Below are 22,859 nucleotides of genomic sequence, written 5' to 3' on the forward strand. Positions count from 1 at the left end.
TTATGCAGCAGATTTTCAATTTTCTTATTAGGAATAAGAATTCAATTCTATTCCTGTTCCTTTTTGCTGTCTCTATTTTTCTCACAGTTCAAAATCACTCCTTCCATAAGAGCAGGTTTATAAGTTCTGCAAACTGGGTGACCGGTGGTGTATACTCGTGGTCCAATGGCATCAACACCTACTTGAACCTGGAAGAGTACAATGAACGACTGATCGCTGAAAACAACCAGCTTCGAAATATCATTTCTAATATGAATGATAGTATTTCAATTTCAAAACAGCTGGACAGTACATCATTTGAAGGAGATTACATTTTCAGACCGTCTCGCGTTATCAATAATAACTTTGCTAAAGTTGATAATTATCTGACTCTTAACCGGGGCGAAAATTCAGGAATTCAAAAAGAGTTTGGAGTAATCACCAGCCAGGGAATTGTTGGCATCGTAGATAGAGTTAATAATAAGTATTCCCGGGTTATTTCAATTCTAAACAGCAGATCCAGGATCAATGCACAATTAAGCAGCACCAATCATTTTGGTAGTCTCGTGTGGAATGGTCAAGATCCAAATATCGTACAGTTAATCGATGTTCCCAGACAGGCTCCGGTTCAAAAAGGAGATACGATCATTACGGGTGGCCGGTCGCTAATTTTTCCTGAAGGATTACCAATTGGTAGTATCGAAGATTTTACATTGGATCAAACCCAAAGTTATTACACGATCAACATTAAGCTATTTAATGACATGACTAATATTGGTTATGTTTATGTAATAGAGAACATCAATAAAGACGAAATCAAGGAATTGCAGGAGCCAGATGAACAGTAAACTACTATCAAATATTGCACGCTTCGTGATCCTGATATTTTTACAGGTTCTAATTCTGAATAACATCAATTTTCTGGGATATATCAATCCGTATCTATACGTGTTATTCATTCTACTTTATCCCTTTGCCGGAAACCAAAGTCTGTTCCTCCTTTTATCCTTTTTGCTGGGATTAAGCATCGATATTTTTGAGGATAGTGGCGGGATCAATGCAGCTGCATGTCTGGTTGCCGCTTTTGCCCGACCTAACCTGCTACGGTTCTCCTTCGGAATTAGTTATGATCACCAGAATATCAGACTGGCCTTTACGCCTTTTGGAGCCAAATTTAGTTATGTATCACTGATCGTACTTATCCATCATTTCGTGTTTTTTTCCTTGGAAATGTTCAGTGTAAATCATATACTTCTAATACTCAAGAAAACTCTTTTTTCAAGTATCTTTTCAGTAATTCTAATATTGCTGTCGTTAACACTTTTCAGTAGAAAACATCGATGAGAAAATTATTGCTGTATATCACGATCCTTACCACAGGCATCATATTCCTGGGGAGATTGTTCTATTTACAGGTGATCGATACTTCTATGGCCATACGCTCACAGGATAATGCCATCAAAGTGATCTACGATTACCCGCAGCGAGGTTACATCTACGATCGCAACGGAGAATTGATGGTTAGCAACCAGCCTTCTTATGATGTCATGGTTATCCCAAGGAACCTTAAACCTTTCGATACGACCGAATTTTGTAATATTCTGAATCTATCCCGGGAAGACCTGGAAAAGAAACTGGATAAGGCAAAGATCTATTCTCCCATGTTACCTTCAGTAGTTATACCGCAGCTTACAAAAAGTGAGTACGCGATACTTCAGGAGAAAATGAGGAATTACCAGGGGTTCTATATTCAGAAGAGATCATTAAGGGATTACCAGGTAGACCACAGCGCCAATGTACTGGGTTATATTGCCGAAGTAAACCAGAAGATCGTAAATGATAATCCTTACTATATATCCGGTGATCTTATTGGCCGGGCTGGTGTTGAGAGCTATTATGAAGAACTTTTAAGAGGTGAGAAAGGCGTAAAATATATTCAGAAGGATAGATTCAATAGAGATATTGGACCTTACAAAGAAGGTGTTTTTGACTCTTTGCCGGAAAAAGGCAAGGATATCACCTTAACGATCGACGCTATTCTGCAGGATTACGGCACAAAATTAATGGAAAATAAGCGCGGTGGTATTGTTGCGCTGGAACCTAACACCGGGGAGATCCTAACCCTGATCACGGCTCCAACTTATAATCCAGCAGATCTGGTGGGAAGAAAACGCTCTCCAAATTTTACCAAACTATATCTGGATGAAGACGCAAAACCACTTTATGACCGTGGTCTTTTAGCCGAATATCCTCCAGGATCTCCTTTTAAAACTCTAAATGCATTAATTGGACTCCAGGAAGATGTTGTGGATACAGATGATGCATTTTCCTGTAATCATGGTTATCCTTATGGCCGCGGTAGAAAACTGGGCTGCCATGCGCATAGTAGTCCGCTGAGCATGATTCCTGGCATCGCGCAATCTTGTAACGCCTATTTCGCCAATGTCTACCGAAGAATTATTGAGAAATATCCTAGTCCGCAGGAAGGAATGGACGCCTGGAATGCACATTTAAAGAGTTTTGGACTTGGAGATTACCTGGGATCTGACCTGAGTACAGGAAGATCCGGTAAAATTCCGGATTCTGAGTATTATAATAAGATCTACGATTATCCAACTTACAAATGGTATGCTACAGCAACTCTTTCCAACGCGATTGGACAGGGAGAGGTTCTAATGACGCCAATTCAACTGGCGAACATGGCGGCTACTATTGGAAATAAAGGCTGGTTCTACACTCCGCATATTCTAAAAGAGGTAAATGGGCAACCAATTAAAGAAGAAAAGTACACTACAAAGAATGTTACCACCATTGAAAAAAGACATTTTGAACCTGTAGTGGAAGGAATGCACGAAGTTTATAAGAGCGGAACAGCTTCTGCTTTAAGAATTCCGGGAATAGAAATAGCAGGTAAAACGGGTACTGCGGAAAATTTTACTAAAATTGATGGAAAAAGGGTTCAGCTAACAGATCACTCGATCTTTGTAGCCTTTGCTCCTGTAGATAACCCTAAGATCGCGATTGCAGTGTTCGTGGAAAATGGATACTGGGGTGGTCGCTATGCCGGAAGAATTGCCAGTTTAATGATCGAAAAATATCTGAAAGGAACTATTACCAGAACAGATATGGAAGACTGGATCCTGTCACACAGCCTGGAAGACGAATATGCCAAGCCATTAAGCGGCGAACCCTTCATAATTAATAGATAAATGGGGAGAAGCAATGGAGCCAGTTTTGACTGGATAAGTATCTTAATCTATTTAGCACTTATACTTTTTGGTTGGGCCAATATCTACTCTGCTTCATTGGGATCAACCAGCGGTTCTTTTTTTGACCTTGAACAGCCTTATGGTAAACAGGCTCTGTTCGTAGGTCTTAGCATATTTCTTGTTATTATCATTTTATCTATAGAAGCAAAATTTTACCAGCGCTTTTCGAGTATTATATATTTAGTATCGCTTCTCTCCCTAGCCGGACTCTTTGTCTTCGGAAAAACAATTTCAGGAGCAACATCCTGGTATTCCTTTGGAAGCTTTGGGCTTCAACCATCTGAATTTGCCAAATTTGCCACCGCGTTAGCCCTGGCGAAATATCTTAGTGATATTCAAACCAACATTCGAAGACTTGATCACCAGGTCAAGGCTTTTATCATTATCGCAATTCCTGCAATTCTAATTGTACCTCAGCCAGATCCAGGAAGTGCCCTGGTTTACGCTGCTTTCTTTTTCCCCTTATATCGTGAAGGTCTTTCTGGCTTTTATCTTATAACCGGACTATCGGCCGTCGCCGTATTTATTTTAACCCTTATTATTGGCCCCATCTGGGTTAGTGTAGTAGTTGCTGTAATTGCCTTAGTGATGTTCTTTATGAAGTCACGCAAAGGACCAGGCAAAGTCCTGATCAGCGTATTTTCGATCATATCCATTGCGTTAAGCTTTTCAGTAAATTATATTTTTGAGAATGTCTTTGAACAGCGTCACCGGGATCGTTTCAACATTGTTTTGGGAAAAGAGGTAGATTCCAGAGGTATTGGATACAACACCAACCAGAGTGAGATTGCGATTGGTAGCGGAGGATGGTTTGGCAAAGGCTGGACCGAAGGAACTCAAACAAAAGGTCATTTTGTGCCAGAGCAACATACAGATTATATATTCAGTACAGTTGGAGAAGAATGGGGCTTCTTAGGTAGCGCAATGGTTGTATTCCTGTTTGTAGGCCTGTTGTTAAGACTAATCGTTCTGGCCGAAAGACAAAGAGATCAATTCTACCGGATTTACGGTTACTCAGTCATTGGTATTCTATTCATTCACTTTCTGGTGAATATAGGGATGGTGATAGGTATTTTTCCAACAGTTGGTATCCCATTGCCTTTTTTTAGTTATGGTGGCTCAGGTCTATGGGGTTTCACTATTCTGCTGTTTATATTTATCAAACTCGATAGCGACAGGCTGTCTTATTAAGAGCACTGCTCTGTCATAAGTAGTATCGCAGCTATTAGAAGGATGATAAAAGGATAGATATATTTACGTTTCATAATTTCAGTATTGCGCATAAAAAAACCCGGAATTTCTCCCGGGTCATATTTAATTCTATGTTTCAGCTTTTCACTTTTTGAGATTTGTCTACACCTGCCATTTTATTTCTGGTAATGTTGTTCATCTTCATATCTGAAAGTACATTTACAGCTTCCTCAATATAAACATCTTTACTAAGGCTCTCATGCCATCTCAGCCTCTTTTCCTTCAGAATAGTATCTGTAGCAAAAAGTTGCTCTTCAAAAGGTAATGAGTTATAAGTCAGATTCGTTTTATAATCTCTGATAGCTTCAAACTGCTTCGCCATTTCTTTATCTTCCGCAGCTTGCGCAGCATATTCCGCATAATTTAATGGGTAACTACTTTCATCACTTTGAGTCTTCACCCATTTTGCATTTTCCTCGATCATCTTCAACTGACTGTTAGAACTCATTCGTTCCTTACTGGCAGCGATTGCTTCATCATAACCAACATAACCATCCCAGATATCATAATCTGCCGCATCAATCTTATCCCATGGTAATGGGTTTTCCTGATCTTTTTCACCAATGTCTACAAAACTGTAACGATCTGGAACCACGACATCACTCTTCACACCTTCCAGTTGGGTAGAACCACCATTCACGCGGTAAAACTTCTGGGTAGTGATCTTTAGGGCTCCCATATCGCCCATTTCATTATTTCGTAACCATCTATTCAGGTCGATCACATTTTGCACTGTTCCTTTTCCATAAGTTTGCTTACTTCCAATAATGATAGCTCTTTTATAATCCTGCATCGCAGCAGCCAGAATTTCTGAAGCTGAAGCTGAAAGTTCGTTTACCAGGATTACCAAAGGACCATCCCATAAAACCTGAGGATCTTCATCCTTTAGTACTTCTTTTCTTTGTCCGTTAGATTTTACCTGAACGATTGGACCTTCCTCGATAAACATCCCGGCAATATCCACTACGGTTTTAAGTGAACCACCACCATTATTTCTAAGGTCAAGAACCAAACCTTCCATTCCCTCCTGTTTCAGTCTAATAATATCTTCTTTAATATCTGAAGCAGCATTCCTGCTATTGTAATCTTCCATATCGAAATAGAATTTCGGAAGGTTAATGATTCCGAAGTTCTTCCCGTCTTTCTTTACCATCGAAGTCTTCGCATACGTTTCTTCGATCTCGATCACATCTCTAACCAAAACTACATCTTCGATATTTCCCATCACTTTTTTACGCACTGTAAGCGTTACTTTAGTGTCTTTAGGGCCCTTGATAAGATCTACTGCGTCATCGAGTCTCATTCCCACGATACTCACGGCATCTTCCTCATCTTCCTGCTTTACTTTCAGGATCACATCACCTTCAGTAATTTCATCACTTCTCCAGGCCGGACCTCCAGAGATCACTTCAGTAATCGTAATATTGTCGCTGTCTTTTACTAATCTTGCTCCAATTCCTTCCAGCTTACCAGACATAGCTATATCGAACCTGTCCTTTTCCTGTGGTGCGAAATAGAAGGTATGTGGATCAAATTCTTCCACGATAGCGTTGATGTATACTGAAAAATAATCCTCTCTTTCAAGATCATCAGTAAAATCATAATATCGTTCCATGTTAGAGAGCGTAGATTCCCTTGCTTCTTTTTCCAGTACAGTATCAGATTTTACTTCGTATGAATCATCTGCTTCCTTCTTGCTCTCTTCATCCTCCTTTAGATCATGATAAGTTATTAACGTATTAAACTTCAGCTGCTCTTTCCACCTTTTGGTTAATTCAGCTTTTGAAGAAACATATTTCAGGTTATCATAATCTGTATCGATCTTTTCATTTTCAGAAAAGTCAAATGGCTCCGCAAGTATTTCGTTGTAGATAGATCTCGCCTCTTCCATTCTCTGCTGAAGCCTTCCATAGGTAAGATTGAAAAACTCAATATTTTTACCCTTGATTTGATCGTCGATCTGATCCTTAAAAGAACTGAAATCTTCAATATCCTCTTTGTAAAAAAATCTTTTTGAAGGATCCATTCCTTCAAGATAATCCTCATATACATTCGCTGAAAACTCATCATTGATCTCCTTGGCATCATAGTGTCCCTGGTTAAGAACATAGGTGATAAGGTCTATCAACAATTTATCTTTATCTGGGTCGTCAAAAGTCTTAGTTGTAAAACTACAGGACGCAGCTGCCATGAAGACCATGACCGCCAGTAATTTAAAATTCCTTTTCATAACTCTCTTTAATTTCGTCATCGCGTGGTTACATCTAGTACAGTAAAAACTATGCCAACAGACACTTAGAAACCGACTAATTTGTCAAACCACTAATATAACGTTTCCTTATTTAAATTCTTATTTTAGCTAAACCAAATAAAACTGCATGAACAAGAAGAAACCACTAATTCTGGTTACTAATGACGATGGAATCACCGCTCCCGGAATTCGAACTCTTATCGAAGTAATGAAGGAAATTGGTGACGTGGTGGTGGTCGCTCCAGATAGCCCTCAAAGTGGAATGGGTCACGCCATTACAATTAGCGATACCTTATTTTGCGAACAGGTCACTATCAAGGAATCTTATAAACATAAAGAATACAGCTGCTCGGGAACTCCGGCAGACTGCGTGAAAATCGCTACCCAGGAGATCCTTGACCGCAAACCAGATCTTTGCGTAAGCGGTATCAATCATGGTTCCAACAGCTCTATCAATGTTATTTACTCCGGCACGATGAGTGCTGCGGTAGAAGCTGGAATTGAAGGAATCCCGGCCATTGGCTTTTCACTTCTGGATTATTCGCTAAACGCCGACTTTGAGCCTGCCAGGAAATATGTAAAAGCGATCGTTAGAAATACACTGAAGAATGGTCTTCCAGAAGGGGTTGTTCTTAATGTGAATATTCCCAAACTTGCTTCTGGAGATATCAAAGGTATGAAAGTATGCAGACAGGCAAACGCACACTGGGAAGAGGAGTTCGATAAAAGAAGGAGTCCGCAGGGCCGCGATTATTACTGGCTAACCGGAACCTTTGTAAATAAAGATGAAGGTAAGGATACAGATGAACAAGCGCTGGCAGATGGGTATGTTTCCATAGTTCCTGTACAGTTCGATCTTACTGCTCACCATTTTCTAAAAGAACTGAATAACTGGGAGTTTAATGATTAAACAGAATATTCTAACAGGCTTAATCACCGGGCTGGCTGCCAACATCGCCGGTGTCCTGGTATATACAGGATTATTCTCTAATGCCGGGATCGATGCTACGTTAGCCGATGCTGTTGCAAACGACTACCTTGGAAAGGTCGTCGCTTTAGGTGCTATTCTCAACTTCCTTCCATTTTATATTTTTCTTCGGAAGAAGCAGAATTACCATGCACGTGGAGTACTGTTAGCAACTATTACTGTAGCAGTCGCTGTAGCGATTTACAAATTCGTGTTATGAAGTATTATATAATAGCCGGCGAAGCTTCCGGAGACCTACACGCATCGAATTTAATGAAAGCTCTCAAGGAAAAGGATCCTGAGGCAGACTTCAGATTCTGGGGTGGTGATCTCATGCAGGCTCAGGGTGGCACAATGGTAAAACATTATCGCGAACTGGCCTTTATGGGTTTTGCTGAAGTTATTATGAACCTGCGTACCATCTTCAGTAATATTAAATTATGTAAAGAGGACATTAAAAGTTATAACCCCGATGTGATCATTTATATCGATTACCCGGGATTTAACATGCGTATTGCTGAATGGGCTAAGAAACAAGGGTACCAGAACCACTATTATATATCACCACAAATCTGGGCCTGGAAAGAAAACCGAATTAAAAAGATCAAAAGAGACGTTGATCATATGTACGTGATTCTGCCTTTTGAGAAACAATTTTATGAGGAGAAACACAACTTCCCGGTAGAATTTGTAGGTCACCCACTGTTAGATGCTATACAGGATAGGCAACCTCCTCAATCTGAAGAATTTAGAAAAGAACACAATTTAGGTAATAAGCCAATAATTGCGCTATTACCCGGAAGCCGAAAACAGGAAATTGAAAAAATGCTGAGCATCATGCTTAGCGTTACAGATCATTTTAAAGATTATCAATTCGTGATTGCTGGAGCACCCAGCCAGGATAGTGAATTTTACCAGGAATTTACCAGCAGAAAGAATGTAAGTCTTATCATGAATAAAACTTATGATGTACTGAGCCTTGCACATGCAGCGTTAGTGACTTCTGGAACTGCAACCCTGGAAACCGCACTTTTCAAAGTACCTGAAGTAGTATGCTACAAAGGAAGTTATATCTCATATCACATAGCCAAACGTATCATTAACCTTGATTATATCTCATTAGTCAATTTGATCATGGATCGCGAGGTAGTGAAGGAATTAATTCAAAGTGAGCTCAATACTGAAAATTTGAAAAAAGAACTTACCAAGATACTTCAGGATGATAAACGTGAAGAGATTTTTAGTGAGTACCATGAACTTGAATTGAAGCTTGGCGGAGCTGGTGCCAGTAAAAATACAGCGAAACTTATCATGGAAAATATATAATTTATGAAGACAGCGATACTTCTAAAGTTAATAATTGCCACTATGTTGATCGCTACCCTTAGCTCCTGCGGAAGCAGATCAAGGGTGATCACCACTAAAGAAGCACAATCCAGGGTTTCAAGAAGCGAAAAGAAACTGGAAAGGCTGGAGGATGCTGTTGAGCCGGAAGCTAATGTTAGAGTGGCTGAGAAGATCGTAAAACATGCCAAAGGTTTTGAAGGAACCAGGTACAAGTTTGGTGGCACGACCAAAAAAGGTATGGACTGTTCAGGGTTGGTTTATGTAAGCTTTCTGGAAGAAGGATTGTCGCTACCAAGAACATCACGGGCAATGTCCCTACAGGGAAGAAGATTGTATTTAAAGGAAGTTAGTACGGGCGATCTGTTGTTTTTTGAAACAAATAAGAACAAAAAGGTCATCAACCATGTTGGTTTGGTTGTGCAAGCCGACCGAGACAACATTTACTTCATCCATTCATCTACTTCCAGGGGCGTTATTATCTCTTCATTATCAGAAACTTACTGGAAAGATAATTTTGTGATGGCACGTCGCGTGATTTAAAAAATTACTTACTTTCAGGCGATTAATTCTATTGCTTGAAAAGTTCCGGATTCGTGTTTATCAGGCTTAGCCTGTATCTGTTAGCAGGCATACTGCTAGGCTTCTCTTTTACATTAAATTTGCGTTTGAGCTTAGTAATAACTATAAGTTGTCTCCTATTCTTTTTGATTGCGTATTACAGAAGCTCGAGATTAATCTTTCCAGATAGCATCTTCGGAATAGTCACTTTTCTATTAGTCGCAAGTGTTGGATTTACCGCTGTTCAGCTTAGGCAACCGGAAAATATAAATTCACATTATACCAATTTTGATAATGAAGCAGGGCAAATTCTTAAAGCTGAAGTTTCCGAAGAATTGAAACCGAACCAGTATAATTCCAGATATATTATTGAAGCCAGGTCACTTCAGAATAAAGATGAATCTCAACAAATTTCCGGAAAAATTCTTCTCAGCATCAAGAAGAACCTAGATGAGCCTAAGAGTTTAAAGCCTGGTGACATCTTATTACTCCCTTTTACACCGGAGCTTGTTAAAGCACCAGCCAATCCATTTATGTTTAGTTACCGCAACTACCTGGAGGGATTGAAGATCCATCGGCAATTGCAATTGACTCCTTCAGAAGTTGAAGTTCTTTCTTTTAATAAGGGTTTACACAGTTATTCCAGGTCATTGCGAACTAAGCTGATCGACAGTGCTCGAGAATATGATTTTTCGAGAAACGAACTTGCGGTTTTTCAAGCATTAATTCTTGGTCAACGCAGCGATTTGAATGACAAACTTTACAAGGATTACGCTGCTGCGGGCGCTGTGCATATTCTCGCAATTAGCGGACTTCATATTGGTATCCTTCTAATCATGCTTAACTGGCTATTAAAACCTCTAAAAAGATTTAAAGCGGGAAAATGGTTAAGTTTATTGCTTTGCATTGTTTTACTATGGAGTTTCGCGATGCTCACAGGCCTGCAACCATCGGTTGTAAGAGCAGTAACCATGTTTAGCTACCTTGCAATTGGTCTTAACTTGAAGAGGAAAACAGGAGCTTTTAACAGCCTTGCTTTATCATTCTTTTTCCTGTTACTTATCGACCCATATTATGTTCTGCAGGTAGGCTTTCAGCTGAGTTATCTCGCGGTATTCAGTATTTTATTGATCCAACCAAAACTTTATGGACTCATAAGTATCGATCATAAGTTCCTCGATTATTTCTGGAAACTAAGTTCGGTTAGCATTGCTGCACAAATAGGCGTATTGCCGCTTAGTATCTATTATTTTCATCAGTTTCCCGGGCTATTCCTGCTCACCAACCTATTTATTTTACCTTTTCTGGGCGTTCTGCTTTTTTCAGGAATTCTCGTATTGATACTGGCATATGTTGGCTGCTTACCAGATTTGTTGGTGTGGCTTTTCAACAAACTGCTGTCTATCATGAATTGGGTAGTAACCGAAATTGCGTCTATCAAACCATTCGTTTTTACCAATATTGATTTGAGCATTTTCCAAACAATCGCCTTTTATTTACTTCTAGCTGTGATTATGATGCTTTGGCAGAAGTTAAACTATAGAAACCTGATAGCCTTTGCTATAGGATTAATTATACTTCAGCTTAGTTTTATTGCTAATAAGTTTTCGAATCCTTCAGCTGAAATTGTGGTTATGCATCGCTACAAGGAAAGTATGATCACTTTTAAGGAAAACAAGAATTTAATAGTGGCTACAAGCACTTCGGAAGCAGCCGAACCAATTGATTATATACGGGAAAGGAAAATAGAAGAGCTGGAAAAAACCAGTTTAGAGGATTTTTATATGACTCCGGAAGGTCTGCTTTATATACAAAGCGATAGTATCAATCTGCCAGAACTGGAAATCCATCCTGACATTCTTTTACTTCGGAATTCTCCAAAGGTAAATTTTGATAGGTTATTAATAAATGCTCAACCGAAGCAGATCATAGCCGATGGTAGTAATTATCCTTATTTGATCAAGAAATGGAAAGCGACTGCCAGTAATAAAAAAATCCCTTTCCATGCCACTGCTGAAAAGGGAGCCTATATGATGAGGTAATGATTTTCTAACCAGAGAATTTACTTTCGAAGTTCTCCTGGTAAGCTTTCCAGTCTTCCTCTGTAGTTACATTTTTGTAATCATTGGAAGCGAAAACCTTCAAAAAGATCTCTAGTTTTTGGGGAGTAAGATACCCTTTAAGGGGAGAAAGAAACTTGCCTTTTTCATCAAAGAATACCATCGTTGGGTAAGCATTCACTCCCATTGCCAACGCAAATTCATGTACAGAATTTCTTCCTTTTTTGTTAGCCTGGTAATTTGGATTCTTGAATACCTTGTCGTTGTATTTTACCACCTCATTACCTTCAGCATTAAACTTTACGGCATAATAGTGTTTATTAATATAGTTGGCTACATCCTTATTACCAAAGGTATTTTTATCAAGAAGTTTACATGGACCACACCAGGTAGTATAAGCATCTACAAAGATCTTTCTTGGCTCCTTCTTTTGAGCTTCCAAAGCTTCGTTCATGCTCATCCAGTTAATCTCCTGCGCCTGTACCGCTGAAACAGCCGATATAAATGTTAGAAAGAATATTAGTTTTTTCATAAGCTAAAATTAATGAATTTAGCTAAAAGCAAAAAGCGTTCCTAAGCTAATAGAAACGCTTTGATAAAGCTTTCATTATTTGATTCCGTGCATTAATCTCTTCAGCAATGGATTTAGTAATGCTACCAGCAATCCACCGGCGATAGGAACTATGGTGAATATGAGGAAAAAGGTAGAAAGGTCATACTGTTCTGTAACAGATTCGATCATACCTCCAAGTGAACCGGCAAGTTTGTTTCCAATGGCGATCGCCAAGTACCACATCCCAAACATAAAGGCGATCATTCTTGCTGGCACTAGCTTACTAACATAAGATAATCCAAGTGGTGATAAACATAATTCACCCAGCGTATGTAATAAATAAGCCAGAATAAGCCAGATCATGCTCACTTTTGCTCCTTCTGCTAGTCCGCTTGACCCAAGAGCCAGTAGTCCAAATCCGAGTCCAAGAAGCACAAGCCCGAAGCAGTATTTGTAAGCAGCAGAGGGATTGTATTTACTCTCCCACCATTTCGAGAAGAAAGAGGCAAATACTATAATAAAGAAGGAGTTCAAAATGCTAAACCATGATACGGTGATCTCGGTCGTTGCTGCTGAAAATTCACGCACCAACATCCAGATCACCAGGGCCCAGATCCCCGCAAAGCATATTCCCAGGATTATATTAGAACCAGGTATTTTTGAAAAAGTCTGTTTCCATAAAAGATAAAGTACCCAGGTAATGATTGCCAGCGGAACTACCGTAAGCAGTGCATTCATGACATTGAAGATCATCGCTGAATTTCCCGTAAGTACCCTGTCCACATTATCTCTTGCAAAAATGATAAGTGATGAAGCTCCCTGTTCAAATGCCAGGAAGAAAAACACTGTAAACACAGCAAAAATAATCACTGCGATTAATCTGTCTCTAACTATAGGCGCATAGCGAGAGATTCTGGAAATAACCAGCACCAGAAATAATGCGAGACCGATCAATGCCATTCCAATTGGTCCTGAAAATGGCTCACCTCCAAGATCAAAAGGCATCACAACTGGGAGTAAGTTCAGATCACCGATCCTGGAGACCGGATCGTTAATGAGATAGAGCAATCCAATGGTGGCAGATGCGAATACAAGAATTTTATCGAGTAATGTAAAAGGATTAGGCTTATGACTAACGCCTTTACTCTCTTCCTCCCTTAGGTGCTTTGCTTCCAACTCTTTGTCTGGCACTCCTCCTATTTTTCCAAATAAAGGTTTAGCCAGCCAGAATTGTAGAGTTCCTAGAAGCATGAAGATTCCGGCAAGGCCAAATCCCCAGCTCCAGCCAATTTTTTCAGCTAGATATCCGCAAAGCATCATTCCAAAAAATGCTCCGGCATTTACACCCATATAAAAGATAGTGTATGCCCCATCTTTTTTATCAGTTTTGCCTTCATACATCTCAGAAATGATGGAGGTGATATTCGGTTTAAAGAAACCAGTTCCAATAACCAGTAAACCAAGTCCCAGATAAAGGGAAGTTTCGGTTTCCAGCGCCATGGATGCATGACCCAGAGTCATTATCGCAGCACCTATGATCACTGCCCATCGGTAGCCAGTAAATTTATCTGCAATGAGTCCGCCAAGAATTGGAGTTAAATATAGCAGTCCTGCATAAGTCCCGAAGAGAGCTCCGGCATTTTCTGCAGTCCATCCCCAACCTGGGTTATCTACTCCTACGATAGCCATCGTTAGGAAATTCACCAAAAGCACCCGCATTCCGTAGAACGAAAAGCGTTCCCACATTTCGGTAAAGAAGAGGACAAAAAGTCCTGCAGGATGGCCTAAAACTTTACTTTTAAAAAAGTCATTTTCTACATTAACTTCTCCGTTGGCTGTCATATTTAAATGATATTAAGACTGCGTATCACCAAGTTCAAAATTCTCCTGTTGTGGTAATTCAGATTCATTATCCTCAACTCCATGAGTAAGTCTCTTTAAAGGCTTTAACAATAAAATTACAAGTAAACCGAAAATTGCCGTAAATATGGTAATTCCCCAGAAGGTCTTGTATTCCATATCAGTTTGAATTTCTTCCACTATGAAGTTTCCACTCCATCCTTTTTTCTCATCACCCTGTTTGAAATCTATCAATACATGATAGGGATCTTCAGCAGTAACATTATCCTCCTGTAAAGTTTCAACTACTTCGTTACTTCTTTCACTATCCTTAAACTGAATGAAATCAAGCATTGGTTCATTGCCTTCCAGCGTGGTAAGTTTCAATTCCCCATTTTCTTCATAAACATTTCCTGCAAGTCTGAAATCCTGTTGTTTATCCACTACAGAATCGTTGATTTGAAGATTTTGGGTCATCTGTGAACCGGTAGCATTAAGATTCACTACCATTGGCTCTCCCTGGGAAAATTCTCCAATCACACCGGCAACTTTGTTCCCCAGACCTGTCGCTGCAAAATAAACACCCATCATAAGGGAAGCATATTTGACCGGAGCAAGTTTAGTAATGAATGAAAGCGCTACTGGTGAAGAACAAAGCTCCCCGATAGTATGCAGTAAATAGGCAAGAACCAACCAGTACATTGCAGCCTTTTCATCGTAAGGAGTATAGCTTTTTGCAGCCATCGCCATAAAGATGAATCCAAGACCCATAATAATTACACCTGTCGCCATTTTAAAAATAGACGAAGCCTCTTTATTCTTAAGTTTTCTCTTAGCCCAGAAGTTTGCGATGACCACACCAAATATGATGATGAACATGGCGTTTAATGACTGGAACCATGTCGCAGGAACTTCATTACCAATTAAAGGTAAATCGAATGGAATCGATCTATCAGTTTTATCCAATGCATAAATATTCATTAATCCACCGGCCTGCTCGAAAGCACCCCAGAATACAACTACCAATAGAAATGATAAGATCATTACAACGTAACGGTCTTTCATTATTTGGGTAGTAAGGTCTTTATAAACCATCAGCATTAAGGCTGTTACCAGGGTAAGGAAGATATAAAGTAAACCGTAAGGTAGGGATTCAAAGATCAGGTAGTATACAGATCCTGCCATTAATACGGCTGTAATACCCAGCTGTAGTGGTGATTTCAGCAATTTACTGAACATGTTACCAAGAGAAGCTCCTTCACTACGTTCTGCTTTTGAAAGAAGGTTACCAACATTTACAAGGTATTTCTGTCCCCATAGATAAACAAGAAGACCTAAAGCCATCGCGATTCCCGCAAGACCAAATCCCCAGTGCCATCCTATTTCTTCACCCACATATCCTACGATCAAACTGGAAAGAAAAGCCCCAAGATTGATCCCGATATAAAATATGGTAAAACCTTTATCTCTTCTAATATCGCCTTCCTTATAAAGTCCACCAACCATGGTGGAGATATTCGGTTTTAGCATTCCAACTCCGGCGATGATCAAAGCCAGGCCTGAATAAAAAGCCCACATTTCTTCCACGGCGAGAATACCGTGTCCTACTACCAGCACAATACCTCCAACCAGTACGGTCTTCTTCTGTCCTAATAGCTTATCTGCAATGATACCTCCGGGAATGGATGCCACATATACCAGCATGGTATACCAGCCATAAAGCGCGATCGCTTCTCCACCTGTCCAGCCTAAACCTGCATTTCCTCCTGTAGTGGCACTTACAAGATAAAGTACCAGAATTGCACGCATTCCATAATAGGAAAAACGCTCCCACATTTCAGTGAAAAATAAAATATAGAGACCAACCGGGTGGCCAAATAATTCTTTTTGATTAGCGCGTACGTCTTGAGTTGCCATTAATATGAGAGTATTAGATTAAAGTTTTTCGAGTATAAAGTCTGTCATCATCTGGTAAAGATGAAGCCTGGTGTTTCCCCCGTAAATTCCATGATTTCTATCCGGGTAGATGGCCCAGTCAAATTGTTTATTTGCCTGCACCAGTTCTTCTACCATTCGCATCGTATTTTGCACATGTACATTATCATCTCCGCCACCGTGAATAAGCAGGTAGTCACCTTCGAGCTTATCTACATGACTTAGCGGGGAATTCTCATCATATCCAGATGCATTTTCCTGCGGGGTACGCATATATCTTTCCGTATAAACAGTATCGTAGAATCTCCAGCTTGTAACCGGAGCCACAGCAATCGCCATAGAGAAAACATCATTTCCTTTTAAGATTGCGTTGGTAGACATGAAGCCGCCATAAGACCAACCCCAGATTCCAATACGATCTGCATCCACATAACTTTTTTCAGCTAATTGTTTAGCTGCTGCGATTTGATCTTCTACTTCAAATTTTCCAAGTTCCTGGTAAGTCACTTTTTTGAAGTCGGCTCCTTTAAATCCGGTTCCTCTACCATCAATACAAACGATCATATAACCTTTGTTCGCCAGTAACTGATACCAGTAATCATTACTTCCAAAATATGAATTGGAAACCGACTGTGATCCGGGACCTGAATACTGAAACATCAATACCGGATACTCCTTGTTTTCATCAAAGTTTGACGGTTTAATAGTCCACATATTCAGTTCATTGCCGTTTACTTCAATACTGGAAAGTTCTTTTGGAGAAAATTGGTAAGCTTCATTATTTTTTAGAACCTCGTTGTTATTTAGGATCTCACGCACCTGCTTACCATCCTTTGTCTTGTGCAAGGTATAAACTGGCGGAGTATTTACATTCGTAAATGTGTTGATGAAATAGGTGTAATCTGTACTGAAGTCGGCAGAATTCGTACCGTCTTTCTCTGTAAGTCTGGTTTTAGATTTACCATTCGGCTTAATAGCATATACATCACGATTCACACTTCCATTTTCAGTGCTTTGAAAATAGATGCGTTTAGCTTTTTTATCATAGCCGTAATAGTTGGTCACTTCCCATTGCCCTGAAGTAATCTGGTTCTTAAGCTTCCCATCTTCAGCATAATGGTAAATATGATTCCAGCCATCTTTTTCGCTGGTCCAGATAAAACTATTGTCTTCAAGAAATGTTAGATTATCTGTAATATCAACATAAGCCTTGTCGGTTTCGTTCAAGACAACACTGGCTTCATTATTTTCAGCATTTACAAAAATAAGGTCAAGATTATTCTGGTGCCTGTTCAAAACCTGAACGCTAAGCAGCATATCTTTTGAAGACCATTTAATTCGTGGGATATAGAAGTCGGTATAATCTCCCAGTTTGATTTCTTCGGAAGAGTTCGCTTCTACATCGTACATATGCAGACTAACTTCTGAATTAGACTCACCCGCCTTTGGATATTTAAAAACCTGTTGTGTTGGGTAAAGGTCTTTTCCGAAGAGATCCATAGAGAATTCAGGAACTGCCGATTCATCAAACCTTAAGAAAGCGATCTTTTCACCGGTTGGGTTCCATGCAAAAGCTTTTACAAAAGAAAATTCCTCTTCATAAACCCAGTCTGTAATCCCGTTAATGATACTATTGATCTCCCCATCCATGCTCACCTGCGTGCGTTCCATAGACTTAAGGTCCAGAATATAAATGTTGTTTTCGAAAACATAGGCAAGCTTGGAATTATCTGGAGAAAAAGAAGCTTCCTGAATTTTGTCATCGCTAACTTTCGTGAGTTTTTTAGAAGCTACATCGTAGATATGAACAACTTCTCTGGAAGAACGCCTGTAAATAGGTTCAATTTCAGTAGAAAGTAAAATTTTATTCTCGTCGTCGCTGAATTTGAAACTCTGAAAACTTTCGATCTCGCTAAGATCTTTACTGTCGAGAAGTGTACGGGTTTTTTTACCAGTTTTGTAACTGTAAATATCGATGCTCACCGAACCGGATTCGCGATCACGGTTCATCACCACATATTCTTCGCCATTATTCAAAGATTGCAGGGACTGAAGTCTTTCCTGACGGAAGCTGCCACTCCAGATCTCTTCAAGACTAACTTCCTTTTTTTGTGCAGATAGCACTGAAGTCGCCATGAGTAGAAAGGCAACAAAAGTATAGGGGAATTTCATAAAATTTGTAGAATATTTAATGCAGGCCAAGTTTACTAAAATTTAACCAAAAAATGACTATCGATTCTTGTAAATTACTAAGTAAGTGTTAAAGAGACCAGCCTTCATAAAGATCAAAAACCGCCTTGTGCAGGTCTTAATATAGCTTCGTATCTTTGTGCTCCTGAAAACTACTAAGATGATCAAACCCGTTAACGGATTTTCCAAGCTCAGTAAGCAACAAAAAATAGATTGGCTAGCTGAAAACTATCTTTCAAATACTCCTGAAGCTGTAACTGTTCTCCAGAACTACTGGAATACAGATGAAAGTCTTCAAAAGCTACACGACGAATTTATAGAAAATACGATCTCGAACTATTATCTCCCATTTGGGATTGCGCCGAATTTTAAGATCAATGACCGGCTATACGCCATACCAATGGCCATCGAAGAAAGCTCGGTAGTTGCAGCAGCGAGCAAAGCGGCTAAATTCTGGGGTGAACGCGGAGGCTTTAAAGCTGAAGTTCTCAATATGACCAAAATTGGCCAGGTTCATTTCATGTTCAAGGGCAGTAAGGAAAATCTGCATCGGTTTTTTGAAGAAAACCGTCAAAAATTGAATGATGCAGTAGCTCCAATTACCAGGAATATGGAAAAACGTGGCGGTGGTATTCTGGATCTTGAGTTAATAGATAGAACTTCAGATCTTGACAATTATCACCAGCTATTCGTAAAATTCGATACGCGTGATTCCATGGGTGCGAATTTCATTAATTCCTGCCTGGAGAAATTTGCAGAAGTGTTGCGCAACCAGGCCAGAACAACCGATTATTTTTCAGAAGAAGAAAAACAACTGGAAATTGTCATGAGCATTCTTTCGAATTATGTGCCTGAATGTATCGTACGGGCCGAAGTGTCCTGTCCGGTAAATCAATTATCAGACAATCCTGAGATAAAGGGTAAAGATTTCGCTGAAAAGTTTATTCAGGCTATTAAAATTGCCGAAATCGAACCTTATCGCGCCGTTACCCACAACAAAGGGATTATGAACGGGATTGATGCAGTTGTACTGGCTACCGGAAATGATTTTCGAGCTGTTGAAGCAGGAATTCATGCATATGCTTCTCGAAATGGGCAATATACAAGCCTGACTCATGCAAAGATCAAAAATGATATATTCCATTTCTGGATGGAAATTCCACTTGCCTTAGGAACCGTAGGTGGTCTTACTTCACTGCATCCATTGGTGAAACTAGCACTTAATATGTTGCAGGATCCATCTGCGGAAGAGCTAATGAAAATTACAGCGGTTGCGGGATTAGCTCAGAATTTTGCCGCGGTAAAATCACTGACTACTACAGGAATTCAGCAAGGACACATGAAAATGCACCTTATGAATATCCTTAACCAGCAAAAGGCTACCGAGGACGAAAAACAACAAATGATCACTTACTTCACCAAAAACACTATTACACATAGCGGAGTGATCGAACAACTTGAGAGAATAAGAAGCTAATGCAGAAGTATCACAGCAACGGCAAATTATTGCTAACCGGAGAATATGCTATTTTGGATGGCGCAAAATCTTTAGCCCTACCCACAAAGAAGGGTCAGTCGTTAGAGGTTGAAGCAAATGAATCTACAGTCATTTCCTGGGAAAGTTTTGATGAAAATAATAAAACCTGGTTCAAAGCCGATTTTCAGATCAATGAAGGTGAGTTCTTAACGCAGGCATCCTCTCTGGAAAGTCCTGAACAACAGGAGATCGCCAGGCGTTTACAGCAAATCCTGAAACACTGTTATTCTTTAAAACCAGAGAAATTCAAATCTGGATTTAGTATAAATACTTATCAGGATTTCAATAGAAAATGGGGACTTGGAACTTCCTCCACGCTTATTAACAATATCGCGAACTGGCTTGAAATCAATGCTTATCAACTTCTAGCTGAAACCTTTGGTGGCAGTGGTTACGATATTGCTGCAGCAAGTCACGACCATCCTATCAGCTTTCAACGTAACAACGGGGAAGCTTCAGTTTTTACAGTGGATTTTGATCCTCCGTTTAAGGAAGAACTATTCTTCGTTTACCTTAATCGCAAGCAGAACAGTCGCGAGGCCATTGCACATTATCGTAAACAAAGCCATACGAACAGATCACAGCTTATTGAGAAGATCTCTGGTATTACTGAACAAATATTGCAGTGTGAGCATTTGATGGAGTTTAAAATGCTTCTGAAAGCTCACGAGATTCTTATATCTAAAGCGATAAACAGTCCCAGAATCCAGGATCAATTATTTCCAGATTATAACGGACTCATAAAAAGTCTTGGCGGCTGGGGAGGTGATTTCGTGCTTGCCACCGGGAATGAATCTTCAAAGGATTACTTCAGAAATAAAGGCTATCATGATATTCTTAGCTATTCTGAATTGATTAAATAAAAAAAATCCTCATCAAACGATGAGGATTTTTTTATAAGTACAATCGCTAGGTCTTAGTAGAACTTAGCTCTGTTATCCTGAATATCTGCTTTTTCCTTCAAAGCTTCAAATACTCTTGTAGTTGCCTGAGCTCTTCGGGAAGCACTTTCCTGATTAGCAAAAGCTTTATAAGATTCCATTTTTGGAGCTTCGAACTTACTTACAAGTTCAGCAATATAAACACCTTTTTCTCCAGCGATAGGTTCGCTCATCTCTCCTTTTTCAAGAGAGAAAACAGTTCCAACCACTTCCGGCTCTTCACCTGCACCTGCTAGTGTAGGATTGTTAAGGTTCACCGCATCTGCAGTTTGAACACTTACACCTTGATTTCCGGCGATCTCCTGTAGAGAGTTTCCTTTAAGTCTTTCCTTAATAAGTTCCGCTTTCTTTTGTTTAACCAGGATTGGAGTAACTTCAGCTGAAGCTTCTTCAACACTCATTAAGCCTTTATCCTGCTTAGCTGTTAGCTGCGCAACTACGTATCCACTGTTAGTGTCAAATCTTCTTACGTCCCCAACTTTAGCATCATCTTCAAATGCCCACTGGATCACTCTTCTTTGAGCACCTGCACCAGGAATATTCTCATCAAGTGCTTTTACATCTTTTACTGTACGCACTTCGTAGTCACTTTCTTTTGCCACCTTGCTAAAGTCACCTTCAGCAGCAGCGATCTCAAACTTAGTTACTTCGTTGAACTGTTCGTTCATTGTTTTTTCTGAAGCCTGGATCTCTCTTGCGATCGTAGCAACTTTTACTGCTTTAGCAGCTTCAGTTTGATCATCTATAGAGATCACGTGGTATCCAAGTGGTGTTTCAACAACACCTACATCTCCGGTTTTATTATCAAATACATAGTTTTCGAAAGCAGGGATCATCATTCCAGGAACAAAATATCCAAGATCTCCAGCCTGTTTTTTATTTGATGTATCAGCAGAAAATTCAGAAGCAAGGGCCGCGAATTTATCTGAATCTGATCTTACAACTCCAGCAAGACTATCAGCTAACGCTTCAGCTTCAGCTTTAGTTCTATTACCAGCAGCTCCCAATTGAGATCCAGTGTAGCTAATAAGAATATGACTTGCTTTTACTGAATCTGGAATATTCTTAGTCTCAACAACTTTACTAAGTTTCCAGTATCCATTTTCTTTATAAGGACCAAAAGACTCTCCTTCGTTAAGATTGAAGATCTGCTCAGCATTTTCACCTTTTAGATCATTTCTGAATCTAAAGATGTTCTGGTAAGGAAGATCTGAATTGTTGGCTATAAAATCTGCATAATTATCTGTATTGTCGAATCCAGGAAGTGTGTCATTAGCACCAACCGCAGCATTATATTCAACTCTCTGACTTCTTAGTTTAGATAGTGCTTCTTTAGCTTCAGATTCATCACCTTTAGAAGCAGCTTCTTCAAAGATCACATACTGCATGCTTCTGGAAGCATCAGATTCGAACTTAGAAGCATGATTTTCGATATATTTCTTGATATCAGATTTAGAAACTTCAACTTCGCTATCTGGAATTGAAGAATATGGGATCTGAACGAATTTCATATTGATATTATCGTTCTGCATCTTGTATGCCTGCTCACCTTCCAGTAAAGTAGCTCCAACACCAGCACTTACCATATTGTAATAAGCATTCATCTTGGCAGTTTGTGCAAGATTGGAAGTAAACTGCTGCCATTGAGCATAAGCTTCCGGGGAAGTTTCTTTCAAATTAGCAACATATTCTCTCAACCTGTTTTCATCAAACATTCCAGCTTCGTTAGAGAAGTTTGGATTTCCAGCCATTTGAGTACGCACAAGTTCCGTAACCTGATCTTCTCCAGCTCTTAGTCCAAGCTTTTCAACTTCTTCTTCAAGAATTACCTGGCGTAATTTCTGATCCCAGATACGGTTTACAGCCTGAGTAGTACTAATATTATTACCCATATTTCTTTCGAAAGCCTCAACTTCACGGGCGAATTCCTCTCTATCTACTTCATTCCCATTCACGGTAGCGATAACATTTTGAGAATCCTGGCCACTAAAGCCTCCATTTCTAATCACATCGGCCAATACAAAAGAGAAAAGAGCCAATGCAATGATAATAATCAAGAAAACAGACCGCTGTCTGATTTTGTTTAATACTGCCATTTGAATATAAAATTTGTCAAAATATAGGGGGCGAAAATAAGGTTTTTAGGCTAATAATAAAATTTAAAATTAGCAAATTCTTAACT

17 protein-coding genes are annotated in these 22,859 nt (G+C 39.6%); 11 read left to right on the forward strand and 6 right to left on the reverse strand.

The annotated features are described in order from the left end of the window. Positions 1-2 precede the first annotated feature (2 nt). Genes mreC through rodA form a run of 4 tightly spaced genes read left to right on the forward strand, consistent with a single transcriptional unit; the run spans position 3 to position 4,439 of the window. Complete coding sequence (mreC, locus tag ACSHZO_RS06080) at positions 3-827, forward strand: rod shape-determining protein MreC (RefSeq protein ID WP_298246672.1); 825 nt, start codon at positions 3-5, stop codon at positions 825-827. Then, the gene (locus ACSHZO_RS06085; RefSeq protein ID WP_298246673.1) at positions 817-1,323 is read left to right on the forward strand and encodes a rod shape-determining protein MreD; all 507 of its coding nucleotides are present in this window, start codon (positions 817-819) and stop codon (positions 1,321-1,323) included. Before mreC ends, ACSHZO_RS06085 begins: the two co-directional genes overlap by 11 nt. Further along, entirely contained in the window at positions 1,320-3,188 is a 1,869-nt protein-coding gene (gene mrdA / locus ACSHZO_RS06090) for a penicillin-binding protein 2 (RefSeq protein ID WP_298246674.1), read from the forward strand. The genes ACSHZO_RS06085 and mrdA overlap by 4 nt, the downstream gene beginning before the upstream one ends. Next, entirely contained in the window at positions 3,189-4,439 is a 1,251-nt protein-coding gene (gene rodA / locus ACSHZO_RS06095; RefSeq protein ID WP_298246675.1) for a rod shape-determining protein RodA, read from the forward strand. Between the two features lie 136 nt (positions 4,440-4,575). On the opposite strand, the gene ACSHZO_RS06100 is transcribed toward rodA, so the two are convergent. Next, a complete protein-coding gene (locus ACSHZO_RS06100) occupies positions 4,576-6,729 on the reverse strand; it encodes a carboxy terminal-processing peptidase (protein ID WP_298246676.1) in 2,154 nt (717 codons plus the stop codon). Positions 6,730-6,877: 148 nt separating this feature from the next. Here ACSHZO_RS06100 and surE point away from each other — a divergent pair, with 148 nt between their 5' ends. The 5 genes from surE to ACSHZO_RS06125 all read left to right on the forward strand — a co-directional run bounded on the left by surE (position 6,878) and on the right by ACSHZO_RS06125 (position 11,664). After that, complete coding sequence (gene surE / locus ACSHZO_RS06105; RefSeq protein WP_298246677.1) at positions 6,878-7,660, forward strand: 5'/3'-nucleotidase SurE; 783 nt, start codon at positions 6,878-6,880, stop codon at positions 7,658-7,660. Then, positions 7,653-7,937 (forward strand): hypothetical protein, encoded by a 285-nt coding sequence (locus tag ACSHZO_RS06110; protein ID WP_298246678.1) that lies wholly within the window; start codon positions 7,653-7,655, stop codon positions 7,935-7,937. The genes surE and ACSHZO_RS06110 overlap by 8 nt, the downstream gene beginning before the upstream one ends. Continuing rightward, positions 7,934-9,043, forward strand: a complete 1,110-nt coding sequence (lpxB, locus tag ACSHZO_RS06115; RefSeq protein ID WP_298246679.1) for a lipid-A-disaccharide synthase — start codon at positions 7,934-7,936, stop codon at positions 9,041-9,043. Before ACSHZO_RS06110 ends, lpxB begins: the two co-directional genes overlap by 4 nt. A 3-nt stretch (positions 9,044-9,046) precedes the next feature. Continuing rightward, the gene (locus tag ACSHZO_RS06120; protein ID WP_298246680.1) at positions 9,047-9,604 is read left to right on the forward strand and encodes a C40 family peptidase; all 558 of its coding nucleotides are present in this window, start codon (positions 9,047-9,049) and stop codon (positions 9,602-9,604) included. Between the two features lie 125 nt (positions 9,605-9,729). Then, positions 9,730-11,664, forward strand: coding sequence for a ComEC/Rec2 family competence protein (locus tag ACSHZO_RS06125; protein ID WP_298246681.1), 1,935 nt, complete (start codon positions 9,730-9,732; stop codon positions 11,662-11,664). Between the two features lie 7 nt (positions 11,665-11,671). Here ACSHZO_RS06125 and ACSHZO_RS06130 read toward each other — a convergent pair whose 3' ends face one another. From ACSHZO_RS06130 to ACSHZO_RS06145, 4 genes are all read right to left on the reverse strand, one after another. Continuing rightward, positions 11,672-12,214, reverse strand: coding sequence for a thioredoxin family protein (locus ACSHZO_RS06130; protein ID WP_298246682.1), 543 nt, complete (start codon positions 12,212-12,214; stop codon positions 11,672-11,674). Positions 12,215-12,289: 75 nt separating this feature from the next. After that, complete coding sequence (locus ACSHZO_RS06135) at positions 12,290-14,077, reverse strand: peptide MFS transporter (protein WP_298246683.1); 1,788 nt, start codon at positions 14,075-14,077, stop codon at positions 12,290-12,292. A 12-nt stretch (positions 14,078-14,089) separates the two neighbouring features. After that, a complete protein-coding gene (locus ACSHZO_RS06140) occupies positions 14,090-15,991 on the reverse strand; it encodes a peptide MFS transporter (protein WP_298246684.1) in 1,902 nt (633 codons plus the stop codon). Positions 15,992-16,009: 18 nt separating this feature from the next. Beyond that, positions 16,010-18,181 (reverse strand): S9 family peptidase, encoded by a 2,172-nt coding sequence (locus tag ACSHZO_RS06145; protein WP_298246685.1) that lies wholly within the window; start codon positions 18,179-18,181, stop codon positions 16,010-16,012. A 178-nt stretch (positions 18,182-18,359) separates the two neighbouring features. On the opposite strand from ACSHZO_RS06145, the gene ACSHZO_RS06150 reads away from it, so the two are divergent. Then, positions 18,360-19,676: a hydroxymethylglutaryl-CoA reductase, degradative gene (locus ACSHZO_RS06150; protein ID WP_298246686.1), complete on the forward strand. Its 1,317-nt coding sequence runs from the start codon at positions 18,360-18,362 to the stop codon at positions 19,674-19,676. Further along, positions 19,676-20,599 carry a GYDIA family GHMP kinase gene (locus ACSHZO_RS06155; protein ID WP_298246687.1) on the forward strand — a complete coding sequence of 308 codons (924 nt, stop codon included), beginning with the start codon at positions 19,676-19,678 and terminating at the stop codon, positions 20,597-20,599. The genes ACSHZO_RS06150 and ACSHZO_RS06155 overlap by 1 nt, the downstream gene beginning before the upstream one ends. Before the next feature lie 53 nt (positions 20,600-20,652). Here ACSHZO_RS06155 and ACSHZO_RS06160 read toward each other — a convergent pair whose 3' ends face one another. Next, entirely contained in the window at positions 20,653-22,773 is a 2,121-nt protein-coding gene (locus ACSHZO_RS06160; protein ID WP_298246688.1) for a peptidylprolyl isomerase, read from the reverse strand. Between the last annotated feature and the right edge of the window lie 86 nt (positions 22,774-22,859).

The sequence above is a fragment of the Christiangramia sp. 3-2217-3z genome, from assembly GCF_051195275.1.
Lineage (GTDB): Bacteria > Bacteroidota > Bacteroidia > Flavobacteriales > Flavobacteriaceae > Christiangramia > Christiangramia marina.

Bases quoted from the DNA above. Each gene is read 5' to 3' on its own strand.
- mreC (WP_298246672.1), top strand. From the start codon at position 3: ATGCAGCAGATTTTCAATTTTCTTATTAGGAATAAGAATTCAATTCTA.
- ACSHZO_RS06085 (WP_298246673.1), top strand. From the start codon at position 817: ATGAACAGTAAACTACTATCAAATATTGCACGCTTCGTGATCCTGATA.
- mrdA (WP_298246674.1), top strand. From the start codon at position 1,320: ATGAGAAAATTATTGCTGTATATCACGATCCTTACCACAGGCATCATA.
- rodA (WP_298246675.1), top strand. From the start codon at position 3,189: ATGGGGAGAAGCAATGGAGCCAGTTTTGACTGGATAAGTATCTTAATC.
- ACSHZO_RS06100 (WP_298246676.1), bottom strand. From the start codon at position 6,729: ATGAAAAGGAATTTTAAATTACTGGCGGTCATGGTCTTCATGGCAGCT.
- surE (WP_298246677.1), top strand. From the start codon at position 6,878: ATGAACAAGAAGAAACCACTAATTCTGGTTACTAATGACGATGGAATC.
- ACSHZO_RS06110 (WP_298246678.1), top strand. From the start codon at position 7,653: ATGATTAAACAGAATATTCTAACAGGCTTAATCACCGGGCTGGCTGCC.
- lpxB (WP_298246679.1), top strand. From the start codon at position 7,934: ATGAAGTATTATATAATAGCCGGCGAAGCTTCCGGAGACCTACACGCA.
- ACSHZO_RS06120 (WP_298246680.1), top strand. From the start codon at position 9,047: ATGAAGACAGCGATACTTCTAAAGTTAATAATTGCCACTATGTTGATC.
- ACSHZO_RS06130 (WP_298246682.1), bottom strand. From the start codon at position 12,214: ATGAAAAAACTAATATTCTTTCTAACATTTATATCGGCTGTTTCAGCG.
- ACSHZO_RS06135 (WP_298246683.1), bottom strand. From the start codon at position 14,077: ATGACAGCCAACGGAGAAGTTAATGTAGAAAATGACTTTTTTAAAAGT.
- ACSHZO_RS06140 (WP_298246684.1), bottom strand. From the start codon at position 15,991: ATGGCAACTCAAGACGTACGCGCTAATCAAAAAGAATTATTTGGCCAC.
- ACSHZO_RS06145 (WP_298246685.1), bottom strand. From the start codon at position 18,181: ATGAAATTCCCCTATACTTTTGTTGCCTTTCTACTCATGGCGACTTCA.
- ACSHZO_RS06150 (WP_298246686.1), top strand. From the start codon at position 18,360: ATGATCAAACCCGTTAACGGATTTTCCAAGCTCAGTAAGCAACAAAAA.
- ACSHZO_RS06155 (WP_298246687.1), top strand. From the start codon at position 19,676: ATGCAGAAGTATCACAGCAACGGCAAATTATTGCTAACCGGAGAATAT.
- ACSHZO_RS06160 (WP_298246688.1), bottom strand. From the start codon at position 22,773: ATGGCAGTATTAAACAAAATCAGACAGCGGTCTGTTTTCTTGATTATT.